Origin of the sequence: Streptomyces africanus, assembly GCF_030816955.1 — a bacterium.
In the GTDB taxonomy this organism is placed as follows: Bacteria; Actinomycetota; Actinomycetes; order Streptomycetales; family Streptomycetaceae; genus Streptomyces; species Streptomyces africanus.
Window position 1 is genome coordinate 3,964,311 of record NZ_JAUSYP010000001.1, and the last position, 18,766, is coordinate 3,983,076.

Annotated in this window: 20 protein-coding genes; 10 read left to right on the forward strand and 10 right to left on the reverse strand. The window is 70.7% G+C overall.

Annotation, left to right across the window (positions count from 1 at the left end; all coding sequences use genetic code 11):
- Positions 1-84 precede the first annotated feature (84 nt).
- From QF034_RS18280 to QF034_RS18295, 4 genes are all read left to right on the forward strand, one after another.
- The gene (locus QF034_RS18280) at positions 85-1,053 is read left to right on the forward strand and encodes a helix-turn-helix transcriptional regulator (protein WP_307175987.1); all 969 of its coding nucleotides are present in this window, start codon (positions 85-87) and stop codon (positions 1,051-1,053) included.
- A 184-nt stretch (positions 1,054-1,237) separates the two neighbouring features.
- Positions 1,238-2,326 (forward strand): ABC transporter ATP-binding protein, encoded by a 1,089-nt coding sequence (locus QF034_RS18285; RefSeq protein ID WP_307175988.1) that lies wholly within the window; start codon positions 1,238-1,240, stop codon positions 2,324-2,326.
- Positions 2,327-2,544: 218 nt separating this feature from the next.
- Entirely contained in the window at positions 2,545-3,000 is a 456-nt protein-coding gene (locus tag QF034_RS18290) for a hypothetical protein (RefSeq protein WP_307175989.1), read from the forward strand.
- Between the two features lie 108 nt (positions 3,001-3,108).
- Positions 3,109-3,840, forward strand: a complete 732-nt coding sequence (locus QF034_RS18295) for a nucleotidyltransferase family protein (protein WP_307175990.1) — start codon at positions 3,109-3,111, stop codon at positions 3,838-3,840.
- Positions 3,841-3,912: 72 nt separating this feature from the next.
- On the opposite strand, the gene QF034_RS18300 is transcribed toward QF034_RS18295, so the two are convergent.
- The 6 genes from QF034_RS18300 to QF034_RS18325 all read right to left on the reverse strand — a co-directional run bounded on the left by QF034_RS18300 (position 3,913) and on the right by QF034_RS18325 (position 10,328).
- The gene (locus QF034_RS18300) at positions 3,913-5,658 is read right to left on the reverse strand and encodes a DoxX family protein (RefSeq protein ID WP_307175991.1); all 1,746 of its coding nucleotides are present in this window, start codon (positions 5,656-5,658) and stop codon (positions 3,913-3,915) included.
- 128 nt (positions 5,659-5,786) lie between these two features.
- Positions 5,787-6,728, reverse strand: a complete 942-nt coding sequence (gene rlmB, locus QF034_RS18305; RefSeq protein WP_307175992.1) for a 23S rRNA (guanosine(2251)-2'-O)-methyltransferase RlmB — start codon at positions 6,726-6,728, stop codon at positions 5,787-5,789.
- Positions 6,729-6,823: 95 nt separating this feature from the next.
- Positions 6,824-8,221, reverse strand: coding sequence for a cysteine--tRNA ligase (cysS, locus tag QF034_RS18310; protein ID WP_307175993.1), 1,398 nt, complete (start codon positions 8,219-8,221; stop codon positions 6,824-6,826).
- A 44-nt stretch (positions 8,222-8,265) separates the two neighbouring features.
- The gene (gene ispF / locus QF034_RS18315) at positions 8,266-8,745 is read right to left on the reverse strand and encodes a 2-C-methyl-D-erythritol 2,4-cyclodiphosphate synthase (protein WP_307179912.1); all 480 of its coding nucleotides are present in this window, start codon (positions 8,743-8,745) and stop codon (positions 8,266-8,268) included.
- 49 nt (positions 8,746-8,794) lie between these two features.
- Positions 8,795-9,559 (reverse strand): 2-C-methyl-D-erythritol 4-phosphate cytidylyltransferase, encoded by a 765-nt coding sequence (gene ispD / locus QF034_RS18320; RefSeq protein WP_307175994.1) that lies wholly within the window; start codon positions 9,557-9,559, stop codon positions 8,795-8,797.
- A 286-nt stretch (positions 9,560-9,845) separates the two neighbouring features.
- Positions 9,846-10,328 (reverse strand): CarD family transcriptional regulator, encoded by a 483-nt coding sequence (locus QF034_RS18325; protein WP_003953493.1) that lies wholly within the window; start codon positions 10,326-10,328, stop codon positions 9,846-9,848.
- Between the two features lie 581 nt (positions 10,329-10,909).
- Here QF034_RS18325 and QF034_RS18330 point away from each other — a divergent pair.
- Complete coding sequence (locus QF034_RS18330) at positions 10,910-11,584, forward strand: copper chaperone PCu(A)C domain-containing protein (protein ID WP_307175995.1); 675 nt, start codon at positions 10,910-10,912, stop codon at positions 11,582-11,584.
- Positions 11,585-11,663: 79 nt separating this feature from the next.
- On the opposite strand, the gene phoP is transcribed toward QF034_RS18330, so the two are convergent.
- Together phoP and phoR are read right to left on the reverse strand one after the other, a co-directional pair.
- Positions 11,664-12,344: a two-component system response regulator PhoP gene (gene phoP, locus QF034_RS18335; RefSeq protein WP_030243122.1), complete on the reverse strand. Its 681-nt coding sequence runs from the start codon at positions 12,342-12,344 to the stop codon at positions 11,664-11,666.
- The gene (gene phoR, locus QF034_RS18340; protein ID WP_307175996.1) at positions 12,341-13,633 is read right to left on the reverse strand and encodes a two-component system sensor histidine kinase PhoR; all 1,293 of its coding nucleotides are present in this window, start codon (positions 13,631-13,633) and stop codon (positions 12,341-12,343) included. Before phoR ends, phoP begins: the two co-directional genes overlap by 4 nt.
- A gap of 245 nt (positions 13,634-13,878) precedes the next feature.
- Here phoR and phoU point away from each other — a divergent pair, with 245 nt between their 5' ends.
- The 3 genes from phoU to QF034_RS18355 all read left to right on the forward strand — a co-directional run bounded on the left by phoU (position 13,879) and on the right by QF034_RS18355 (position 15,289).
- Positions 13,879-14,580, forward strand: a complete 702-nt coding sequence (gene phoU / locus QF034_RS18345) for a phosphate signaling complex protein PhoU (protein ID WP_307175997.1) — start codon at positions 13,879-13,881, stop codon at positions 14,578-14,580.
- Positions 14,581-14,713: 133 nt separating this feature from the next.
- Positions 14,714-14,869 carry a hypothetical protein gene (locus QF034_RS18350; protein WP_307175998.1) on the forward strand — a complete coding sequence of 52 codons (156 nt, stop codon included), beginning with the start codon at positions 14,714-14,716 and terminating at the stop codon, positions 14,867-14,869.
- 168 nt (positions 14,870-15,037) lie between these two features.
- Entirely contained in the window at positions 15,038-15,289 is a 252-nt protein-coding gene (locus QF034_RS18355; RefSeq protein ID WP_307175999.1) for an SCO4226 family nickel-binding protein, read from the forward strand.
- A 23-nt stretch (positions 15,290-15,312) separates the two neighbouring features.
- Here the strand turns inward: QF034_RS18355 and QF034_RS18360 are convergent, their stop codons facing one another.
- Positions 15,313-16,620 carry an MDR family MFS transporter gene (locus tag QF034_RS18360; RefSeq protein ID WP_370880952.1) on the reverse strand — a complete coding sequence of 436 codons (1,308 nt, stop codon included), beginning with the start codon at positions 16,618-16,620 and terminating at the stop codon, positions 15,313-15,315.
- 165 nt (positions 16,621-16,785) lie between these two features.
- On the opposite strand from QF034_RS18360, the gene QF034_RS18365 reads away from it, so the two are divergent.
- Complete coding sequence (locus QF034_RS18365) at positions 16,786-17,547, forward strand: phosphoglyceromutase (RefSeq protein WP_020271854.1); 762 nt, start codon at positions 16,786-16,788, stop codon at positions 17,545-17,547.
- Positions 17,548-17,619: 72 nt separating this feature from the next.
- Here QF034_RS18365 and QF034_RS18370 read toward each other — a convergent pair whose 3' ends face one another.
- Complete coding sequence (locus QF034_RS18370) at positions 17,620-17,970, reverse strand: hypothetical protein (protein ID WP_307176001.1); 351 nt, start codon at positions 17,968-17,970, stop codon at positions 17,620-17,622.
- Positions 17,971-18,100: 130 nt separating this feature from the next.
- Here QF034_RS18370 and QF034_RS18375 point away from each other — a divergent pair, with 130 nt between their 5' ends.
- Positions 18,101-18,712, forward strand: a complete 612-nt coding sequence (locus tag QF034_RS18375) for a DinB family protein (RefSeq protein WP_307176002.1) — start codon at positions 18,101-18,103, stop codon at positions 18,710-18,712.
- Positions 18,713-18,766: the final 54 nt, after the last annotated feature.

Genomic DNA, 18,766 nt, shown 5'->3' on the forward strand with positions numbered 1-18,766 from the left:
GCGGCCCGTCTGGGAACACCACTCTGTCCCCCGTACCTGACATCTCCTGTCAGGTACGGGCGCGTACACCGGACAATGGCTCCCATGCGTGCCGACCGGCTCCTCTCCCTGCTCCTGCTGCTCCAGAACCGCGGGCGGATGACCGCGCCCGAGCTCGCCGCCGAGCTGGAGGTGTCGGTGCGCACGGTCTACCGGGACGTCGAGGCGCTGGGCGCGGCGGGGGTGCCGGTGTGCGCGGACCGGGGGCCGGAGGGCGGCTACCGGCTGATGGACGGCTACCGGACCCGGCTGACCGGTCTGACCGACGCCGAGGCCGGGTCGTTGTTCCTCGCCGGAATGCCCGGCCCGGCGCGGGATCTGGGGCTGGGAGCGGTACTGGCCAGTGCCCAGCTGAAGGTGCAGGCCGCGCTGCCGGCGGAGCTGGCCGGGCAGGCGCGGCGGGTGCAGGAGCGGTTCCATCTGGACGCGCCGGCGTGGTTCCGGGAGGCCGATCCGGTGCCGTGTCTGGAACCGGTGGCGGCGGCCGTGTGGGAGCGGCGGGTGCTGCGCGTGCACTACCGGCGGTGGCGGGGCGAGGTGCGCCGGGAGGTGCGGCCGCTGGGGCTCGTCCTCAAGGGCGGCATCTGGTACCTGGTCGCCCTTGCGGAGGAGTCCGTGCGGACGTACCGGGTGTCCCGCCTGCTGACCGTGGAGGAGACCGGGGAGCTCTTCGACCGTCCGGCCGGCTTCGACCTGGCCGCCTACTGGGAGGAGTCGTCCCGGCGGCTGGAGGCCGCCCTGCAGCAGGGTGTCGCCCGGTTGCGCCTCTCACCGCGGGGGCAGCGGCTGCTGCCGATGCAGTTCGGGGCGGCGGGCGCACGGGCCCTTCAGGGTGCGGGCGCGCCGGACGCGGACGGCTGGGTGGAAGTGGAACTGCCCGTGGAGGCGGAGGCCGTGGCGGTCGGGGACCTGCTCCGGCTGGGTCCGGAGGCGGAGGTCCTCGGGCCGCCCGGGCTGCGGCAGGCCGTGGCGCGGGCGGTGGCGGCGCTGGCGGACCGGTACGGGCAGCCGTGAGGCGTCTTCGAAAATTTCCACGAAGTTCACAGGGCCGGAGGTACTGACAGACCACGTGAACGCCAGGTACCGTCCTGAGCCAGTTCACACGTGTGGACTACACCACAACGGAACACCGTCGTGGCACCGCCTTCCTACTCGGATCGTCCGGCACGTTCCTGCCGGTAGAAGGGGTTCACTCACCATGGCCACTGTCTCGTTCGACAAGGCGACCCGGATCTACCCGGGTTCCACCAAGCCCGCTGTTGACGCGCTCGACATCGACATCGAGGACGGCGAGTTCCTCGTCCTCGTCGGCCCGTCCGGCTGCGGCAAGTCCACCTCGCTCCGCATGCTCGCGGGGCTCGAGGACGTCAACGGCGGCGCCATCCGCATCGGCGACCGCGACGTCACCCACCTGCCGCCGAAGGACCGGGACATCGCCATGGTGTTCCAGAACTACGCGCTCTACCCGCACATGACCGTCGCCGACAACATGGGCTTCGCGCTCAAGATCGCCGGCGTCAACAAGGCGGAGATCCGGCAGAAGGTCGAAGAGGCCGCGAAGATCCTCGACCTCAGCGAGTACCTGGACCGCAAGCCGAAGGCGCTCTCCGGCGGTCAGCGCCAGCGTGTCGCCATGGGCCGCGCCATCGTGCGTGAGCCGCAGGTGTTCCTCATGGACGAGCCGCTGTCCAACCTGGACGCCAAGCTCCGTGTGTCCACGCGTACGCAGATCGCCTCGCTCCAGCGCCGCCTGGGCATCACGACCGTCTACGTCACCCACGACCAGGTCGAGGCCCTGACGATGGGCGACCGCGTGGCCGTCCTCAAGGACGGTCTGCTCCAGCAGGTCGACACCCCGCGCAACATGTACGACAGGCCCGCCAACCTCTTCGTGGCCGGCTTCATCGGCTCCCCGGCGATGAACCTCGTCGAGGTCCCGATCACCGACGGCGGCGTGAAGTTCGGCAACTCGGTCGTGCCGGTGCAGCGTGACGCGCTCTCCGCCGCCACCGACAAGACGGTCACCGTGGGCGTCCGCCCCGAGCACTTCGACGTCGCCGGCGCCGACTCCGACCTGGGTGTCGCGGTCACCGTGAACGTGGTCGAGGAGCTCGGCTCCGACGCCTTCGTCTACGGCACCGCCCAGGTCAGTGGCGAGACGAAGGACATCGTCGTCCGCGTCGGCGGCCGTGACGTCCCGGAGAAGGGCAGCACGCTGCACGTCGTCCCGCGTGCCGGCGAGACCCACGTGTTCTCGACCTCCACGGGTGCGCGCCTGTCCGACTGACCCGTCGGCAAACGCACAACCCCGGGTGAATCACCCAAGTTGACGAGAAGGGCCCCGCAGCCTGCTGCGGGGCCCTTCTCCTTGTCGACAAATACCCCGGCACACCGGACGTTTCGAGCGGTGTGCGTCAACGCCTTACCCAAAAATGAGCACTGTCTCATCCCCCGAACCGGTGACTGAATGTCTACAAACCATTACCCCGCGCTACCCTCACACGCGTGAAGCACTCCACTAACCAACAGACGCGACGCGGCCGGGGCCCCGCCCGCCGGATCGGCCGCTCCCTCGCTTTCGTCCTGCCCGTCGTCCTGGTGCTCTCCGGGACCCTCGCGGTCACCCGAGTCAACTGGTCGGGGAGCACCTCCGACCCGGTGCTCACCGCCGCGGACACCAGCACGTCCGCCGGCACCCCGCGGGCGGTCAAGCGCGCCCCGCAGGACATCCTGCGCGACAAACTGCTCACCGAACTCCAGGAGGAGAACCCCGGCGTCGCCCTCACCCATCTCCAGCAGGCCGTCAACGGCCGCCCGTCGCTGGCGAAGCACTGCACGTCCATCGCCCGCGCCCTCGGACAGGCCGCCGTCCGGGTCTACGGCCCGACACGCGCCCAGTCCTACGCCCGCCCGGTCTGCGACACCGCCTTCGCCACGGGCGTCGCGGCCGCGCACACCTGAGCACCCCGCCCTGCCGTCGGCGAGAGAGGTGAGAAGCCGGCAGCGGCTGACGCGAGAATTTTTTGTCCGCCGCGGTCCCGGGCGGGACGCCACGTACAGTTCGGTCTCATGAGCGATCCGAGCGCCGCGTCCCGCCCCGTTCAAGCCGTCGTTCTGGCCGGTGGCCAGGGCTCCCGGCTACGCCCGTACACCGACGACCGGCCCAAGCCGATGGTCGAGATCCCCGGGACGGGGACACCGATCATCGGCCATCAGCTGTCCTGGCTCGCCGAGGAGGGCGTGACGGACGTGGTGGTCTCCTGCGGCCACCTCGCCGAGGTGCTCCAGAAGTGGCTGGAGACGGCCGATCTGCCCGTCTCCGTCACCACGGTCGTGGAGTCGGAGCCCCTCGGCCGCGGCGGCGGCCTCAAGTACGCCGCCGCGCATCTGCCCCACCCGGACCAGCCCTGGTACGCCACGAACGGCGACATCTGGACCCGGTTCTCGCTGCGTGACATGGCGGACTTCCACACCGAGCGGGACGCCGTCGCGACGCTGGCCCTGGCGCGGCCGCGGCTGCCGTGGGGTGCGGTGAAGACGGACGGCTTCGGCCGCATCACGGACTTCATCGAGGCCCCGCCGTCGACCTTCGAGATCAACGCGGGTGTGTACGTCTTCTCCCCCGGGTTCGCGGGCCTGCTGCCCGACCGCGGGGACCACGAGCGCACGACGTTTCCCCGGCTGGCCCGCGAACGGAAGCTGGCCGGGTTCACGATCCCTCAGGGGTCGTATTGGCGTGCCATCGACACGGCCAAGGATCTGACGGAGGCCGCGAAGGAACTGGCGGCGTCGGGGCGCTGAGAGCTCGCCTTCCACAGAAGGGGCCCCACACCCGAGGTGTGGGGCCCGTTCCTGTTCGTGCCGGTCGGCCGGCTACCCCAGCAAGCCGCCCACCAGGCCCGGCCGGCCCGTGGACGAGGAGTCGCCGTCGCCCGAGCCGCCGGTCGAGCCGGAGCCGCCGGTCGAGCCCGTGCCGCCGGAAGTGGGGCCGGACGTGGTGCTCGGGGCCTGGCCGGCCGGGGAGGACTGCTGGGGCGGGGCCTGGCCCGCGCTGCCCTGGGTCTGGCTGGGCGAGCCGCCGGTGACCGCGCCGGCGTCCTGGGTGGCGCCCGGCCTGGCCGTGGTGCCCGCGCTGGGACTGGCCGAGCCGGCCGTGGCGCCCTGGGTGGGCGAGGTGGAGGCCGACGGGGTCCGCTTGTGGTGCCGCTTGCCAGGGGCGTCCGGGAGCGGGGCACCGGGCAGTTCGTTGCGCGGGGCCTCGCCGGGTCCGGGGACGACGACCCGGTCGGAGTCGCGGACGGCGCCGCCGAGCAGCGAGCCGACGAGCAGCGTGAGGCCGGTGGCGACGGCGGTGACGAGGGCGCCGCGGCGCAGCACGTAGCTTCGCAGGTCCCAGATGTCGGCGCGGGGTCCGAGGCGGCGCCAGGCGCTGCCGGCCAGGCGGCCGTCGACGGAGTAGACGGGGGCGCCGGCGATGATCAGCGGGGACCAGGCGGCGAGGTAGATGATGTCGGGGGTCTCGTAGACGGGGACGCTCTTCCAGCTGACGGTGACCAGCAGCGCGGCCGAGAGCAGGGCGCCGAAGCAGGCGGCGACGCGCTGCCAGCAGCCGAGGACTGTCAGGACGCCGACGATGACCTGGGCGAAGGCGATGGCCAGTCCGGATCCGACCGGGTGCTCGAACGCGAACTGCCGCAGCGGCTCGGCGACTTCCCAGGGGTGCAGCGTGTTCAGCCACTTCACCATGGTGCCGCGCTTGCCGCCGTCGAAGTAGACGGGGTCGCACAGCTTGCCCATGCCGGCGTAGATGGAGATGAAGCCGAGGAAGACGCGCAGCGGGAGCAGGACGACGCCGAGGTTCATCCGGCGGCCCGGGTAGTAGGCGTGCCGTGCCGGGTCGTCGCCGTGCCGTTTGACGGACCGCCCGGTGCCGTCCGCCTCGTCGGCGTCGTCCTCAAACTCCCCTTCCGCGTAGGCGGGGTCGTCGTAGGCCGGTGCGTCGTAGGCCGGTTCGTCGTAGGCGCTGCCGACCGTGCGCATGGGCGGCAGCAGCCGGGTGCCGTCGGCGGGCTCGTGGGTGCGCTGCCGGCCGACGACGGGGGTCTCGACGGTCTGGGTGAGCTCGTCCTGGTAGCCGTCGCCCTCGTAGCCGGTGCCGTAGCCGCCGTCCTGGTACCCGGCGCCGTAGCCCGGGGCCCGCGGGTCGGTGCCCACGCGGGAGATGACCTGGGTGGCCCCGCTGTCCGTGGCGGACTCGTCGGGGTGGCGGACGCTCTCGTGCCGGACGGCCTGGAGGAGCCGGTGGGCGCCGGTGTCGTCGGGCGCGGACTTGCCGCTCCAGACGACGGGCCGGCGACGCGTGGCGGCCCCGTCCGCCGCGCCCCGGGCGGTGACGACGGGGGTGCGGGCGGTGTCCTCGCTGGCGGTCAGATGCCGTGCGACCCGGGGGGACTGGACGCGACGCGTCGAGACGCCCAACTGCACGCGGAAACTCGCGTGATTGACGATGACCTGCGCCGGGTCGCTCGGCACCTTCACCATGCTCAGCGCGGGAGCGTCGTCGAGTCCCGACGAGCGTTCCCCCGTGGGTGTGCGGGGTGTTCTGGTGTCCACACTCATCTAACCGAGTGACGTCGGGATAGGACACTGCTTTGACTCGCCGGATCTGTCCGGACCCCGTCAAGCTTGTCCTTGTCGCCCCGATGCCACCGGAATTACCCCGTACGGGTGAGGCGGCGGACGCCTGTTCAGCGGCGCCGGCGGGCCGCCTCGTACAGCACGATCCCCGCCGCCACACCGGCGTTGAGCGACTCGGCGCCGCCCGGCATCGGGATCCGCACGCGGAAGTCGCAGGTCTCCCCGACCAGCCGGGACAGGCCCTTGCCCTCGCTGCCGACGACGATGGCGACGGGCCCGCCGAGGGCCTGAAGGTCACCGAGTTCGACCTCGCCGTCGGCGGCGAGTCCGACGACCACGATGCCGGCCTTCTTGTACGCCTCCAGCGCGCGCGTCAGGTTGGTGGCGCGGGCGACGGGCGTACGGGCGGCCGCACCGGCGGACGTCTTCCAGGCACCGGCCGTCATCCCGGCGGCCCGCCGCTCGGGTACGACGACGCCGTGCCCGCGGAAGGCGGAGACGGAGCGGACGACCGCGCCGAGGTTGCGCGGGTCGGTCACCCCGTCGAGCGCGACGATCAGCGGGTCCTCACCCGCGTCGGCGGCGGCCTCGACGAGGTCCTCGGGATGCGCGTACTCGTACGGCGGGACCTGGAGCACCAGGCCCTGGTGGTTGAGCCCGTTCGTCATCCGGTCGAGCTCGGGACGGGGGGCCTCCATGAGGTTGATCCCACCGCGCTCGGCGGCGAGCTGGAGGGCCTCACGGACGCGCTCGTCGTTGTCGATGAACTGCTGGACGTACAGCGTGGACGCCGGCACGCCGTCGCGCAGCGCCTCGAAGACCGGATTGCGGCCGACGACCAGCTCGGACGTGGACTTGCCGCCGCGGCCCCGGGGCGCGGGACGGCGCGCGGTCTGCCGCGCCTTGGCGCCGGCGACACGGTTCTTCTTGTGTCCCTTGCGCATCTCGGCGGGCGGAGTGGGGCCCTTGCCCTCCAAGCCCTTGCGCCGCTGGCCGCCACTGCCGACCTGCGCGCCCTTCTTGCCGGACATGCGGCGGTTGTTGGCTGCCATGACCTACCTGTCTGTGGGTGCGGTACGTACGTACGTCTGAAGTGTGCCGCCCGGAGGCCCGGGCGGCACAATCGATCTTCCGGATCGCGGTCGGGTCAGCGCGGTCCGAGGCTCCAGCGGGGCCCCTGCGGGCTGTCCTCGATGACCAGGCCGGACTGGCCGAGCTGGTCGCGGATGGCGTCCGCGGTGGGCCAGTCCTTGCGGGCCCGGGCGGCCTCGCGCTGGTCGAGGACCATGCGGACGAGCGTGTCGACCACGCCGTGCAGGTCGGCGCCGCGGTCGCTCTCCCCGGCCCAGAGGGCGTCGAGCGGGTCGAGCCCGAGGACGCCGAGCATGGCACGGACCTCGGCGAGCCGGGCCACCGCGGCTTCCTTGTCGTCGGCGGACAGCGCGCTGTTGCCCTGCCGGACCGTGGTGTGCACCACGGCGAGCGCCTGCGGCACGCCCAGGTCGTCGTCCATCGCCTCGGCGAAGGCCAGCGGCACCTCGGCGGCCGGCTCGACGGCACCGGCCTTCTCCACCACGCGCTGCACGAAGCCCTCGATCCGCGCGAACGCCGACTCGGCCTCGCGCAGCGCCTCCTCGCTGTACTCGATCGTCGAGCGGTAGTGCGGGGTGCCGAGGTAGTAGCGCAGCACGATGGGCCGCCAGCGCTTGACCATCTCGCTGACCAGGACCGAGTTGCCGAGCGACTTGGACATCTTCTCGCCGCTCATGGTGACCCAGGCGTTGTGCACCCAGTACTGGGCGAAGTCGTCGCCGTAGGCCTTGGCCTGGGCGATCTCGTTCTCGTGGTGCGGGAAGACCAGGTCGAGGCCGCCGCCGTGGATGTCGAAGGCGGTGCCGAGGTACTTGTGCGCCATCGCCGAGCACTCCAGGTGCCAGCCCGGACGGCCGCGGCCCCACGGCGTCTCCCAGCTGGGCTCCCCCGGCTTCGCCGCCTTCCACATGGCGAAGTCGCGCGGGTCGCGCTTGCCGGTGATGCCCTCCTCGGCGGGCTGGCGCATCTCGTCGAGGTCCTGCCGGGACAGCTCCAGGTAGGAGGGCCAGGAGCGGACGTCGAAGTAGACGCTGCCGTCGGCCTCGTAGGCGTGCCCTCGGTCGATGAGGTCACGCATCATCTCGACCATCTCGGTGATGTGGCCGGTGGCGCGGGGCTCGTAGGTGGGCGGCAGGCAACCCAGCACGGTGTAGCCGTCGTTGAAGGCGCGCTCGTTCTCGTAGCCGATGGCCCACCACGGACGGTTCTGCTGGTCCGCCTTGGAGATGATCTTGTCGTCGATGTCCGTCACGTTCCGCACGAACGTGACGTCCCAGCCGCGGTACTCGAACCAGCGGCGCATGATGTCGAAGTTCAGACCCGACCGGATGTGCCCGATGTGGGGTGCGGCCTGCACGGTGGCACCGCACAGGTAGATCGAGACACAACCCGGCTTGAGCGGGGAGAAGTCACGGATCTGCCGGGCGCTGGTGTCGTACAGGCGAATAGTCACGGGACCAGGGTAGTAGGCCGTAGGGGGTGTGTGGGGCAGAGCCGTCACGCGGCGCGTACGACCAGCGCCGTCGCCACCGCCATCAGGCCCTCGTCGCGTCCCGGGAAGCCCAGTCCGTCCGTCGTCGCGCCCGATACGGAAACCGGTGCTCCGGCCGCCTCCGACAGCAGCTTCTGGGCCTCGTCCCTGCGCTTGCCGATCTTCGGCCGCGGGCCCACGACCTGTACGGCGATGTTGCCGATGCGGAAACCGGCCGCGCGGACGATCCGGGCCGCCTCCGTCAGGAGCGTGATGCCGGACGCGCCCGACCACTCGGGGCGGCCGGTGCCGAAGTGCTGTCCCAGGTCGCCGAGGCCGGCCGCCGAGAACAGCGCGTTGCACGCGGCGTGCGCGACGACGTCCGCGTCGGAGTGGCCGGCCAGTCCCGGACCCTCGTCCTCCCACTTCAGACCGGCACACCACAGCTCGCGGCCCTCCTCGAAGGCGTGGATGTCGGTACCGATGCCGACCTGGGGCAGCGGCATCGCGGGCGCCTCGTCCACCGCGGGCGTCTCGCCCTTCGCGGGCGTCTCGTCAGAAGCCATCGTTGAGCCTCCTGCGGGCCAGGACCGCCTCCGCGAGCACCAGGTCCAGGGGCCGGGTGACCTTGAACGCCTCCTCGTGGCCGGGCACCGCCACGACCGTGAGGCCGAGCTGCTCGACCATGCCGGCGTCGTCGGTGACGTCCCCGGTGACCGTCTCGTGCGCCCGTACCAGCGCCGTCCGGTCGAAGCCCTGCGGCGTCTGCACCGCCCGCAGCCGCGCGCGCTCCGGCGTGGCGACGACCGGCTCCGGCTCGCCGGGCGCCCCGGCGGGCTCGACCTGCTTGACGGTGTCGGCGAGCGGCAGGGCCGGGACCACGGCCGGGGCGCCCTCGCGTACGGCCTCGATCACGGCGTCGACCGTGTCCACCGGCACCAGCGGCCGGGCCGCGTCGTGCACCAGCACGATGTCGTGACCGGGGGGCAACGCGTCCAGGCCGAGCTTCACGGACTCCTGGCGGGTCTGCCCGCCCGGTACGACGAGGAAGTCGGTCCGCTCGGGCAGCGCGTGCGCGTCGAGCAGCGACTTGACCTCGGCGGCACCCTCGGGCGGGGCCACGACGACGACCAGCGAGACGGCGCGGGAGGCGGCCATTGCGCGGACCGCGTGGATGAGCATGGGGGTGCCGCCCAGCGCGCGGAGCGCCTTGGGGGCGCCCGGGCCGAGCCGTACACCACGGCCGGCGGCCGGGATCACGGCCGCCGTACGGCCTGCCGAAGGGGCGGCCGACGGCGAGGGACGCGAATCGTCAGACATCGGTTCCTGTCAGGTTTGTGTGTTGCCCTGGCGTGGGTATGGCCTGGAGGAGTGCCGGGCGCGACGCGCTCGACCGGACCCTTCCGTGACGCTGGTCGAGCCGGCTGCCCGGGCCCGGCACGCCAAGCACCGGATCGTGAGTGATAACACATCCGGCGATGACGGCGCATTCGGCGTCCGAATGCGAACATGCCGCAGCGCCCGGCGACTGGAGAATCGTCATCGGGCACCGCGGCATTTCGATGTGCAGGATTGATCAGCAGAGTGCTGAGCGACAGGCTTCGCCTCAGGAGGCGAGAACCTCGTCGAGCAGGGCCTCGGCCTTGTCCTCGTTGGTGTTCTCCGCGAGGGCGAGCTCGCTCACCAGAATCTGGCGGGCCTTGGCGAGCATGCGCTTCTCGCCGGCGGAGAGTCCGCGCTCGCGCTCACGACGCCACAGGTCACGCACCACTTCCGCGACCTTGATGACATCGCCCGAAGCGAGCTTCTCCAGGTTTGCCTTGTAACGACGGGACCAGTTCGTGGGCTCCTCGGCGTACGGCGCGCGCAGCACCTCGAAGACCCGGTCCAGCCCATCCTGACCGACCACATCACGCACGCCGACGAACTCCGCATTGTCCGCTGGCACACGCACTGTCAGGTCACCCTGGGCGACCTTCAGCACCAAGTAGGTCTTGTCCACGCCTTTGATCTGGCGAGTTTCGATAGCCTCGATCAGCGCGGCCCCGTGATGGGGATAGACCACGGTGTCGCCAACCTTGAACGTCATGTGACAGGTACCCCTTCCGTGGCTATCCAGGGTAACACGGAAACTGCGGGTTCTGAATGGCGTTTTCGCAGGTCAGGGCATATCTCGGGGCTTGACAAGTCCAACAGGAACGTGCTTCGGACAGGGGATGGAAGAAGGTATTCGCAGGTCGGAGCGGCTCTCCAGGCCGAGCGAAACGCGTACGTTACACACATCCGGACCCCCCTCCAAGCGGCCGAACATCCCCATATGTCCGGTTCCGTATGATCGACTTCCGCTACTCCGTTCGGAGGCCCGAGCCGGGTTCCGGTCGAATCCCGAATTGATCACCGGGCGTCCGGGCGAGCCGCCGGTGATCAATTCCGAGGGGGTCCGCGCATTCCTTCACGGAAAATCTGCGCTGCCGCCCGAGGCTCTTATGTGAATGCCTGACGAGCACCCGCCAATGTGACCTGGGTGTCACTTGTGACTCACGTGGGACCACAGGTGCCGGGGGGTCGGGTGCGGCCGGGCGGGAACGGCTCGGTAACCTGAGGCCTGCTGACAGACACTTAGGGCGGCTTTATCGGCCGCTCCGCTCGAGTCAAGGAGTTGCCGCCGCCGTGAGCAGCAGCCTTCGACGCGGCGTCCTCGCCGCGGCCGCCATCGCGTTCTCCGTCGCCTCGCTCGCCGCGTGCGGCGCCGGCAGCGACGCGCAGACCCTCGAGATCAAGCCGGACAACGCGGCGACGAGCGTCGGCAACATCAAGGTCCAGAACGCGATCGTGATCACGCAGCCCGACCTCGAGTCGACCGGCCCGGCCGCGATCTCCGCCACCTTCTTCAACTCCGGCAGCACCGCCGAGACGCTGGAGTCCATCACCCTGCCCGGCACCGGCAAGAAGGCCGAGCTCAAGCCCGCCAAGGGCGGCAGCCTGAGCATCCCGGCCCACGGCTCGCTGGTCCTGGGCGGCAAGGACAACGCCACCGCCGTGCTGCCGAGCAGCCGCGAGGCCGTCCAGGACGGCAACGCCCAGAAGGTCACCTTCACCTTCAGCAAGACGGGTGACGTGAGCCTGCGCGCGTTCGTCGTCCCCGCCGAGCACTACTTCAAGGAGTGGGGCCCGGCCGAGGTCCCGGCCGCTCCGGGGGCCTCCGCGTCCCCGTCCGGTTCGCCGTCGGGGAGCCCCTCCGGTTCGCCGGCCGGCACCGAGAGCCCCGCCGCCGGCGAGACCCCGGGCGGCCACGAGTCGCCGGCCACGCCGACCGACGCGGCCTCGGCGAGCGCCGGGCACTGAGCAGCCGTAGCGACACGAACAGCAGGGGCGGGACCTCCGGGAGGTCCCGCCCCTGCTGTGTGTGTCGCAGGCGGTCGGCTTACGGCTCGAACTTGTAGCCCAGGCCGCGGACCGTCACCAGGTAGCGCGGTGCTCCCGGGTCCGGCTCGATCTTGGCGCGCAGCCGCTTGACGTGGACGTCGAGGGTCTTGGTGTCACCGACGTAGTCGGCGCCCCAGACGCGGTCGATGAGCTGCATGCGCGTGAGCACGCGGCCGGCGTTGCGCAGCAGCATCTCCAGCAGGTCGAACTCCTTCAGCGGGAGGTCGATCTTGGTGCCGCCGACGGTGACCACGTGCCGGTCGACGTCCATCCGGACCGGGCCGGCCTCCAGCGCGGCCGGGGTGACCTCCTCCGGCTCGCCTCTGCGGCGCAGCACGGCGCGGATGCGGGCGACCAGTTCGCGCGAGGAGAAGGGCTTCGTGACGTAGTCGTCGGCTCCTATCTCCAGGCCGACGACCTTGTCGATCTCGCTGTCCTTGGCGGTCACCATGATGACGGGGACGTTGGAGCGGCCGCGCAGCTGGCGGCACACCTCGGTGCCCGGCAGGCCGGGCAGCATCAGGTCGAGGAGGACGAGGTCGGCGCCGTTGCGCTCGAACTCGTCGAGTCCGTCGGGCCCGGTGGTCGCGACGGCGACCTCGAAGCCCTCCTTGCGGAGCATGTACGACAGGGCGTCGGAGAAGGACTCCTCGTCCTCGACGACGAGCACTCGGGTCACGGAAGGACCTCCGGGGCAGGAAGCGTTTCGTACGCGGTTGATTCGGGGGATGTGGGGGTGGACCGCCCGGCCTCGTCGTCGAGGCCCGCGCCTCCTGCGCGTTCTGATCGGGCGGGCTGCTGATGTGCGCGGTCGCGGGCCGCACCGGCCTCCGGCAGCCGCAGGGTGAAGGTGGAGCCCTGGCCTTCGGCGCTCCACACGGTGACCTCCCCGCCGTGCGAGGCGGCCACGTGCTTCACGATCGCCAGCCCCAGTCCCGTACCGCCGGTGGCACGGGAGCGGGCCGGGTCGACGCGGTAGAAGCGCTCGAAGATGCGCTCCTTGTCCTTGTCGGAGATGCCGATGCCCTGGTCGGTGACGGCGATCTCGATGTGTTCCCCGCCGGGCGCGTTCACCCTGCGGGCCGCTATGCCGACGCGGGTGCGGGCGGGCGAGTAGTTGACCGCGTTCTCGACGAGGTTGCCGAGGGCGGCGGCGAGCTGGCCGCGGTTGCCCCACACATGCAGGTCGGCGGTGCCGCCCGCGGCCATGGTGATCTGTTTCGCGCCCGCCTGGTGCCGGCAGCGGTCGATGGCCTCGGCGACGAGCTCGTCGACGCGGACCGGCTCGGCGTCCTCCAGCGGGTCGTCGTTCTGCACCCGGGAGAGGTCGATGAGTTCCTGGACCAGGCTGGTGAGCCGGGTGGCCTCGATCTGCATGCGCCCGGCGAACCGCTCGACGGCCTCGGGATCGTCGGAGGCGTCCATGACGGCCTCGGACAGCAGGGACAGGGCGCCGACGGGCGTCTTCAGCTCGTGGCTCACATTGGCGACGAAGTCGCGCCGCACCGCCTCGATCCTGCGGGCCTCGGTGAGGTCCTCCACGAGCAGCAGCACCAGCCGGGAGCCGAGCGGCGCGACCCGCGCGGAGACGGCCAGGGCCTCCCCGCGTCCGGTGCCGCGCCGTGGCAGGTCCAGCTCGACCTGGCGTATCTCGCCGTCGCGCCGGGTGTCGCGGGCCATCTGGAGCATCGGCTCGACGGCGAGCTTGCCGCCGCGGACCAGGCCGAGGGCGTACGCCGCCGAGCTGGCCTTGACCACCGCGTCCGCCTCGTCCAGCACGACGGCGGAGGACCTGAGGACCGACAGGACGGTGTCCACGCCCGGCGGGAGCACCGCGTCCGTGTGGAGGGAGCTGCGGGTGGGGCGCTTCTGTTCACGCTCACTCCAGCGGAACGCCAGCATGGCGATGACGCCGGTGAGCACCCCGGCGATCGCTGCCACTGCGGCGACCGCCGCGTTCACGTCCATGCACCCAGGTTAGGCATGGGTCGGGCACGGGCCACAGCCGTCGGACTGCGACCTCGAACACTCGTCGCCCAGAGTTCACCTTGGAGCCAGTATTGGTTCATTTGGGATGACGGAAACGGACGCGTACGGGACGGAACGTGGGAGCGTGGGGTTCGGACCGTTGGTAGTACGACGGTCGTACCGCCGGTTGTTCGGTGGGCCCCGGCCCTTGAACCCCCGACACAGACGCACGAGAGGGATGCCTGATGCGGGACGCGTACCACGAGGAACTGGACTCGATCGGCGACGGTCTGGTGGAGATGGCCCGGCTGGTCGGCTCGGCGATCGGGCGCGCCACCACCGCCATGCTCGACTCCGATCTGAAGCTGGCCGAGAACGTCATCGAGGCCGACCAGAAGGTCGACGAGCTCCAGCACGACCTGGAGGCCCGGGCCATAGCCCTGCTGGCGCGGCAGCAGCCGGTGGCGACGGACCTGCGCATCGTCGTCACGTCGTTGCGCATGTCGGCCGACCTGGAGCGCTCGGGCGACCTCGCCCAGCACGTGGCGAAGCTCGCGCGCCTGCGCTACCCGAACCGCGCTGTCCCGAGCGACCTGCACGCCACGATCCTGGAGATGGGCCAGCTCGCCCAGCGCCTGATGGCCAAGGCCGCCGAGGTGATCATCACCAAGGACGTCGACCTGGCGCTGCAGCTGGAGCAGGACGACGACGAGATGGACCTGCTGCACCGCACGCTCTTCCAGCACCTGATGGACGACCGCTGGAAGCACGGCATCGAGACGGCCGTGGACGTGACGCTGCTCGGCCGCTACTACGAGCGGTTCGCCGACCACGCGGTCTCGGTCGCCAAGCGGGTGGTGTACCTGGTGACGGGTGAGCACGCGGACGAGCTCCAGACGGATGTGCAGCCGGAGATCCAGGCGGTGACGGGGGCGGAGAGCGCCTGAGCGTGGGGTGGGCCGGCCAGTGGTAGGCGCAGGCCGGGATCTGCCGAGGCGCGCGGGCGCCTCTGTGCGCCGTTGATGCGCCCAGCGGGACGGGCATCCAATGGGCACAGGCACCAGCCTCGAGGAGGGACCCATGGCCGAATCCCCCAGTACCGCGCCCGACCCCACGCAGCAGCGCGAGACCGAGCAGCCCGCCGAGATCAGGAACCTGCCCCTGGTCGCCGCATGCGGCTGCGGCTCGGGCTGCGGCTGCGGATGCCAGTCGGGCAGCCCTTGCCAGTGCGGCTGACGCCGGCGTTCTCGTACGACCCGCAGGGCCCCGGTGGTTCGCCGCCGGGGCCCTGCGGCGTTGTGAAGGTTTCGGCCGTCGTGGTGCCTTCGTACCGGTACGGGCGGACCATGGGGGTATGCCCGCCGTATCGGCGTGCGCCGGATACTGGGAAGGGAGCGTGACGTCATGGCCAAGTTCATGGATGTCCACCACAGCATGAAGGGCATCACGGAAGAGCAGCTGCTCGAGGCCCACAACGCGGACCTCGCCATAGAAGGGGACGAGAGCGTGCACTTCGAGAGGGCCTGGGCGGACCCGGAGTCCGGCCTCGTCTACTGCCTCTCCGAAGCACCCTCCGCGGAAGCGGTCCAGCGTGTCCACGAACGGGCGGGGCACAAGGCGGACGAGATCCACCCGGTGCCGTTGATGGTCCAGTGAAGTGAAGGTGCGGTCGGCCGGTCTCAGGGAGCTCGCAGGGCGCCGGCAGCCGGCTCAGCCGACTCGGCAGGCTCGGGCTCAACCGCCTCGACGACCGGCTGCTCGTCCTCCGGCACCCGCCGCATCAACACCCCGTACCCCAGCCCGGCCACCGTCCCCACCACGGCGCACAGCCCCCACAGCCACTCCGCCCCGAACCGGTCGATGACGAACCCGGACATCAGCGGGGCGACGAGCGCGGCGACGGACCAGGACATGCTGTACATCCCCTGGTACCGCCCGCGTCCGTGGAGCGGGGACAGCCGGACGACGAGACCCGTCTGCGTAGGGGCGTTGACGATCTCCGCCAGCGTCCACACGCACACCGTGAGGGCGATGACGCCGACCGACCCGGCGAAGGCGGTGAGCCCGAAGCCGTAGCCCGCGAGGACGGAGGAGAGCACGAGCAGCCGGCGCGGGTCCCGGTGCTCGATGAACCGCGTGACCGGAATCTGGAGCACGACGATCAGGACGCCGTTGACGGCGATCGCCATGCCGTACTCGGCGGACGTGAACCCGGCCTGGCCCATCGCCACCGGCAGCCCGACCGACGCCTGCTGGAAGATCAGCGCGACCAGGAAGGACAGCCCGACGACGCCCATGAAGCGCCCGTCGCGCAGTACGGTCCCGAGGCTGACGGAGCTGGCGCTTCTGTTGGGTCCATCGGAGGCGGCGGCCGTCTTCACCGTCTCGGCGGGCTTGGACTCGGGCAGCTTCAGGAAGACGAGCACCGCGCAGACCATCGTCATCCCCGCCTCGATCAGGAACCCGGCGAGATAGCTGACCTCGGCGATGAATCCGGCGGCCATGGAGGAGACGGCGAAGCCGAGGTTGATGGCCCAGTAGTTGAGGGAGAAGGCGCGGATACGGTCCTCGGGCCGGACGATGTCGGCCATCATCGCCTGCACGGCGGGCCGGGACGCGTTGCTGGCCATGCCGACGAGGAACGCGACGCCGGCGATCGCGACCGGGTGGTGCACGAACCCCAGGAGCGCGACGGAGACGGCGGTCGAGGCCTGCGCGATCAGCAGGGTCGGCCGCCGCCCCAGCCGGTCGGTCATCACGCCACCGCCCAGCGAGGAGACCACCCCGCCGAGACCGTGCAGGGCGGCGACCAGACCGGCGTACGTGGCGGAGTAGCCGCGGTCGAGCGTCAGGTACAGCGCCATGAAGGTCGCGACGAAGGCGCCGAGCCGGTTGACAAGGGTGCTGGTCCACAGCCACCAGAACTCGCGGGGCAGTCCGGAGACGCTCTCCCGGACGGCACGTCTGGCACGCAGGGCGTACGGCATGGACGACATGGGCTCCCCCGAGGCGCAAGATGTAAGCGGCGCATGTAGCAGTGAGAAATTACAAAGCCGCGCTTGACGGAGGCCACTCAATTAACAGAACCCGTCAAACGTCCGCCTGCCGGGCAGCCACGCGAACGGGCGAATGCGTGGATTACGCTCTGGGGCATGGCCGACGCACCGTACAAGCTGATCCTCCTCCGCCACGGCGAGAGCGAGTGGAACGAGAAGAACCTGTTCACCGGCTGGGTGGACGTCAACCTGACCGCGAAGGGCGAGAAGGAGGCGACGCGCGGCGGCGAGCTGCTCAAGGACGCCGGCCTGCTCCCCGACGTCGTCCACACGTCCCTCCAGAAGCGTGCCATCCGCACCGCGCAGCTCGCCCTGGAGTCCGCCGACCGCCTCTGGATCCCGGTCCACCGCAGCTGGCGCCTGAACGAGCGCCACTACGGCGCCCTCCAGGGCAAGGACAAGGCCCAGACGCTCGCCGAGTTCGGCGAAGAGCAGTTCATGCTGTGGCGCCGCTCCTACGACACCCCGCCGCCGGCGCTGGACCGTGACGCCGAGTACTCCCAGTTCTCCGACCCTCGCTACGCGACCCTCCCGCCGGAGTTGCGGCCGCAGACGGAGTGCCTCAAGGACGTCGTCGTCCGCATGCTCCCGTACTGGTTCGACGCGATCGTCCCCGACCTGCTGACCGGCCGCACGGTCCTGGTCGCCGCCCACGGCAACAGCCTGCGCGCCCTGGTCAAGCACCTGGACGGCATCTCCGACGCGGACATCGCGGGCCTCAACATCCCGACGGGCATCCCGCTGTCCTACGAACTCGACGCCGACTTCAAGCCGGTGAACCCGGGCGGGACGTACCTGGACCCTGACGCGGCTGCGGCGGCCATTGAGGCGGTCAAGAACCAGGGGAAGAAGAAGTAACCCCCATCCATACCCCGAGCAGTCCCCTGCCAACGAGTTCTTCGACGGTGGGGGACTTGCCCGGGTAAAGGGTCAGTCGACCGTTTCCTCTGGTCCGACATCGCGGAAGACGCTTCTGTAGTCGCCGCTCCGTACGAGTTCGTCGACGATCTCGACCATCGTGGGAATGCCCCGCTCGCGGACGATCAAGCCGTCCCAGACGTAGAAGTAGCTGCCGCCGAGACATTCGCCGGTGTCTCGCCAGCGGTCCATGGTGCGGTGGACGTTCTCCAACGTGTAGATCGTCCCCGACCAGCGTTCTCCGTTGTCGAAGATCACCCACATGTCGACGTCGTCGATCTCGTCGAGGGGTACCCCGTCGTCGGGCACGAAGCAGATCTCGTAGCTGTCACGTCGAACGCGGTAGAACGCCCCGTCCCACACCAGGCTGACTCCTTGACGGCAGGTCGCGCACGGTGCCTGGCCGGCCGACGCAGGCAGAGGAAGCGTAGAGCGATCTCGGGCGCTCGATATTCGGTGGCGGAACCCCTCCCATCCCGTCCACCATCCCCGCATGGTCTCGAACGAGCACGTCAGTGAACCGGCGGTGACTCGGTGGACGCGGGCGAGCGTCTATCCCGACATGTGGGTGGATCCGGACGACGACCCGCGTGAGACCGAGGTGGAGATCGTCGATGAGCGTGGGGCGTTGCTGGAGAACCTGCGGCACTATCGCCTCACCCTGGAGATGAAGTGCGCGGGGCTGGAGGCGGAGCAGATGGCTCGGCGGTCCGCGCCGCCGTCCACCATGTCGCTGCTCGGGCTGGTGCGGCATCTGGCCGAGGAGGAGCGGCACTTCCGGCGGGTGATGGCCGGGGATGACGCGCCGAAGCTGTACCGCACCGAGGAGGACCGGGACGGTGACTTCAACGGGGCGGTCGCGGACCCGGTGGTCGTGGAGGAGGCGTGGCGGCAGTGGCGGACCGAGGTGGAGCTCAACGAGCGGTATCTGGCCGGTGTCAGCGACCTCGCCACCCCGAATGCCGGGTACTCCGACCTGGGGCCCGAGCCCGGTGGGCAGCTTCAGTTGCGTGACGTCCTGGTGGCGCAGATCGGGGAGTACGCGCGCCACTGCGGCCACGCCGACCTGCTGCGCGAGCTGATCGACGGCCGGGTCGGGCAGTGATCGTCCGAGGCCGTTCGCTCCTTCTCGCGGCATGCCCGCACCCGACCTCGCAGG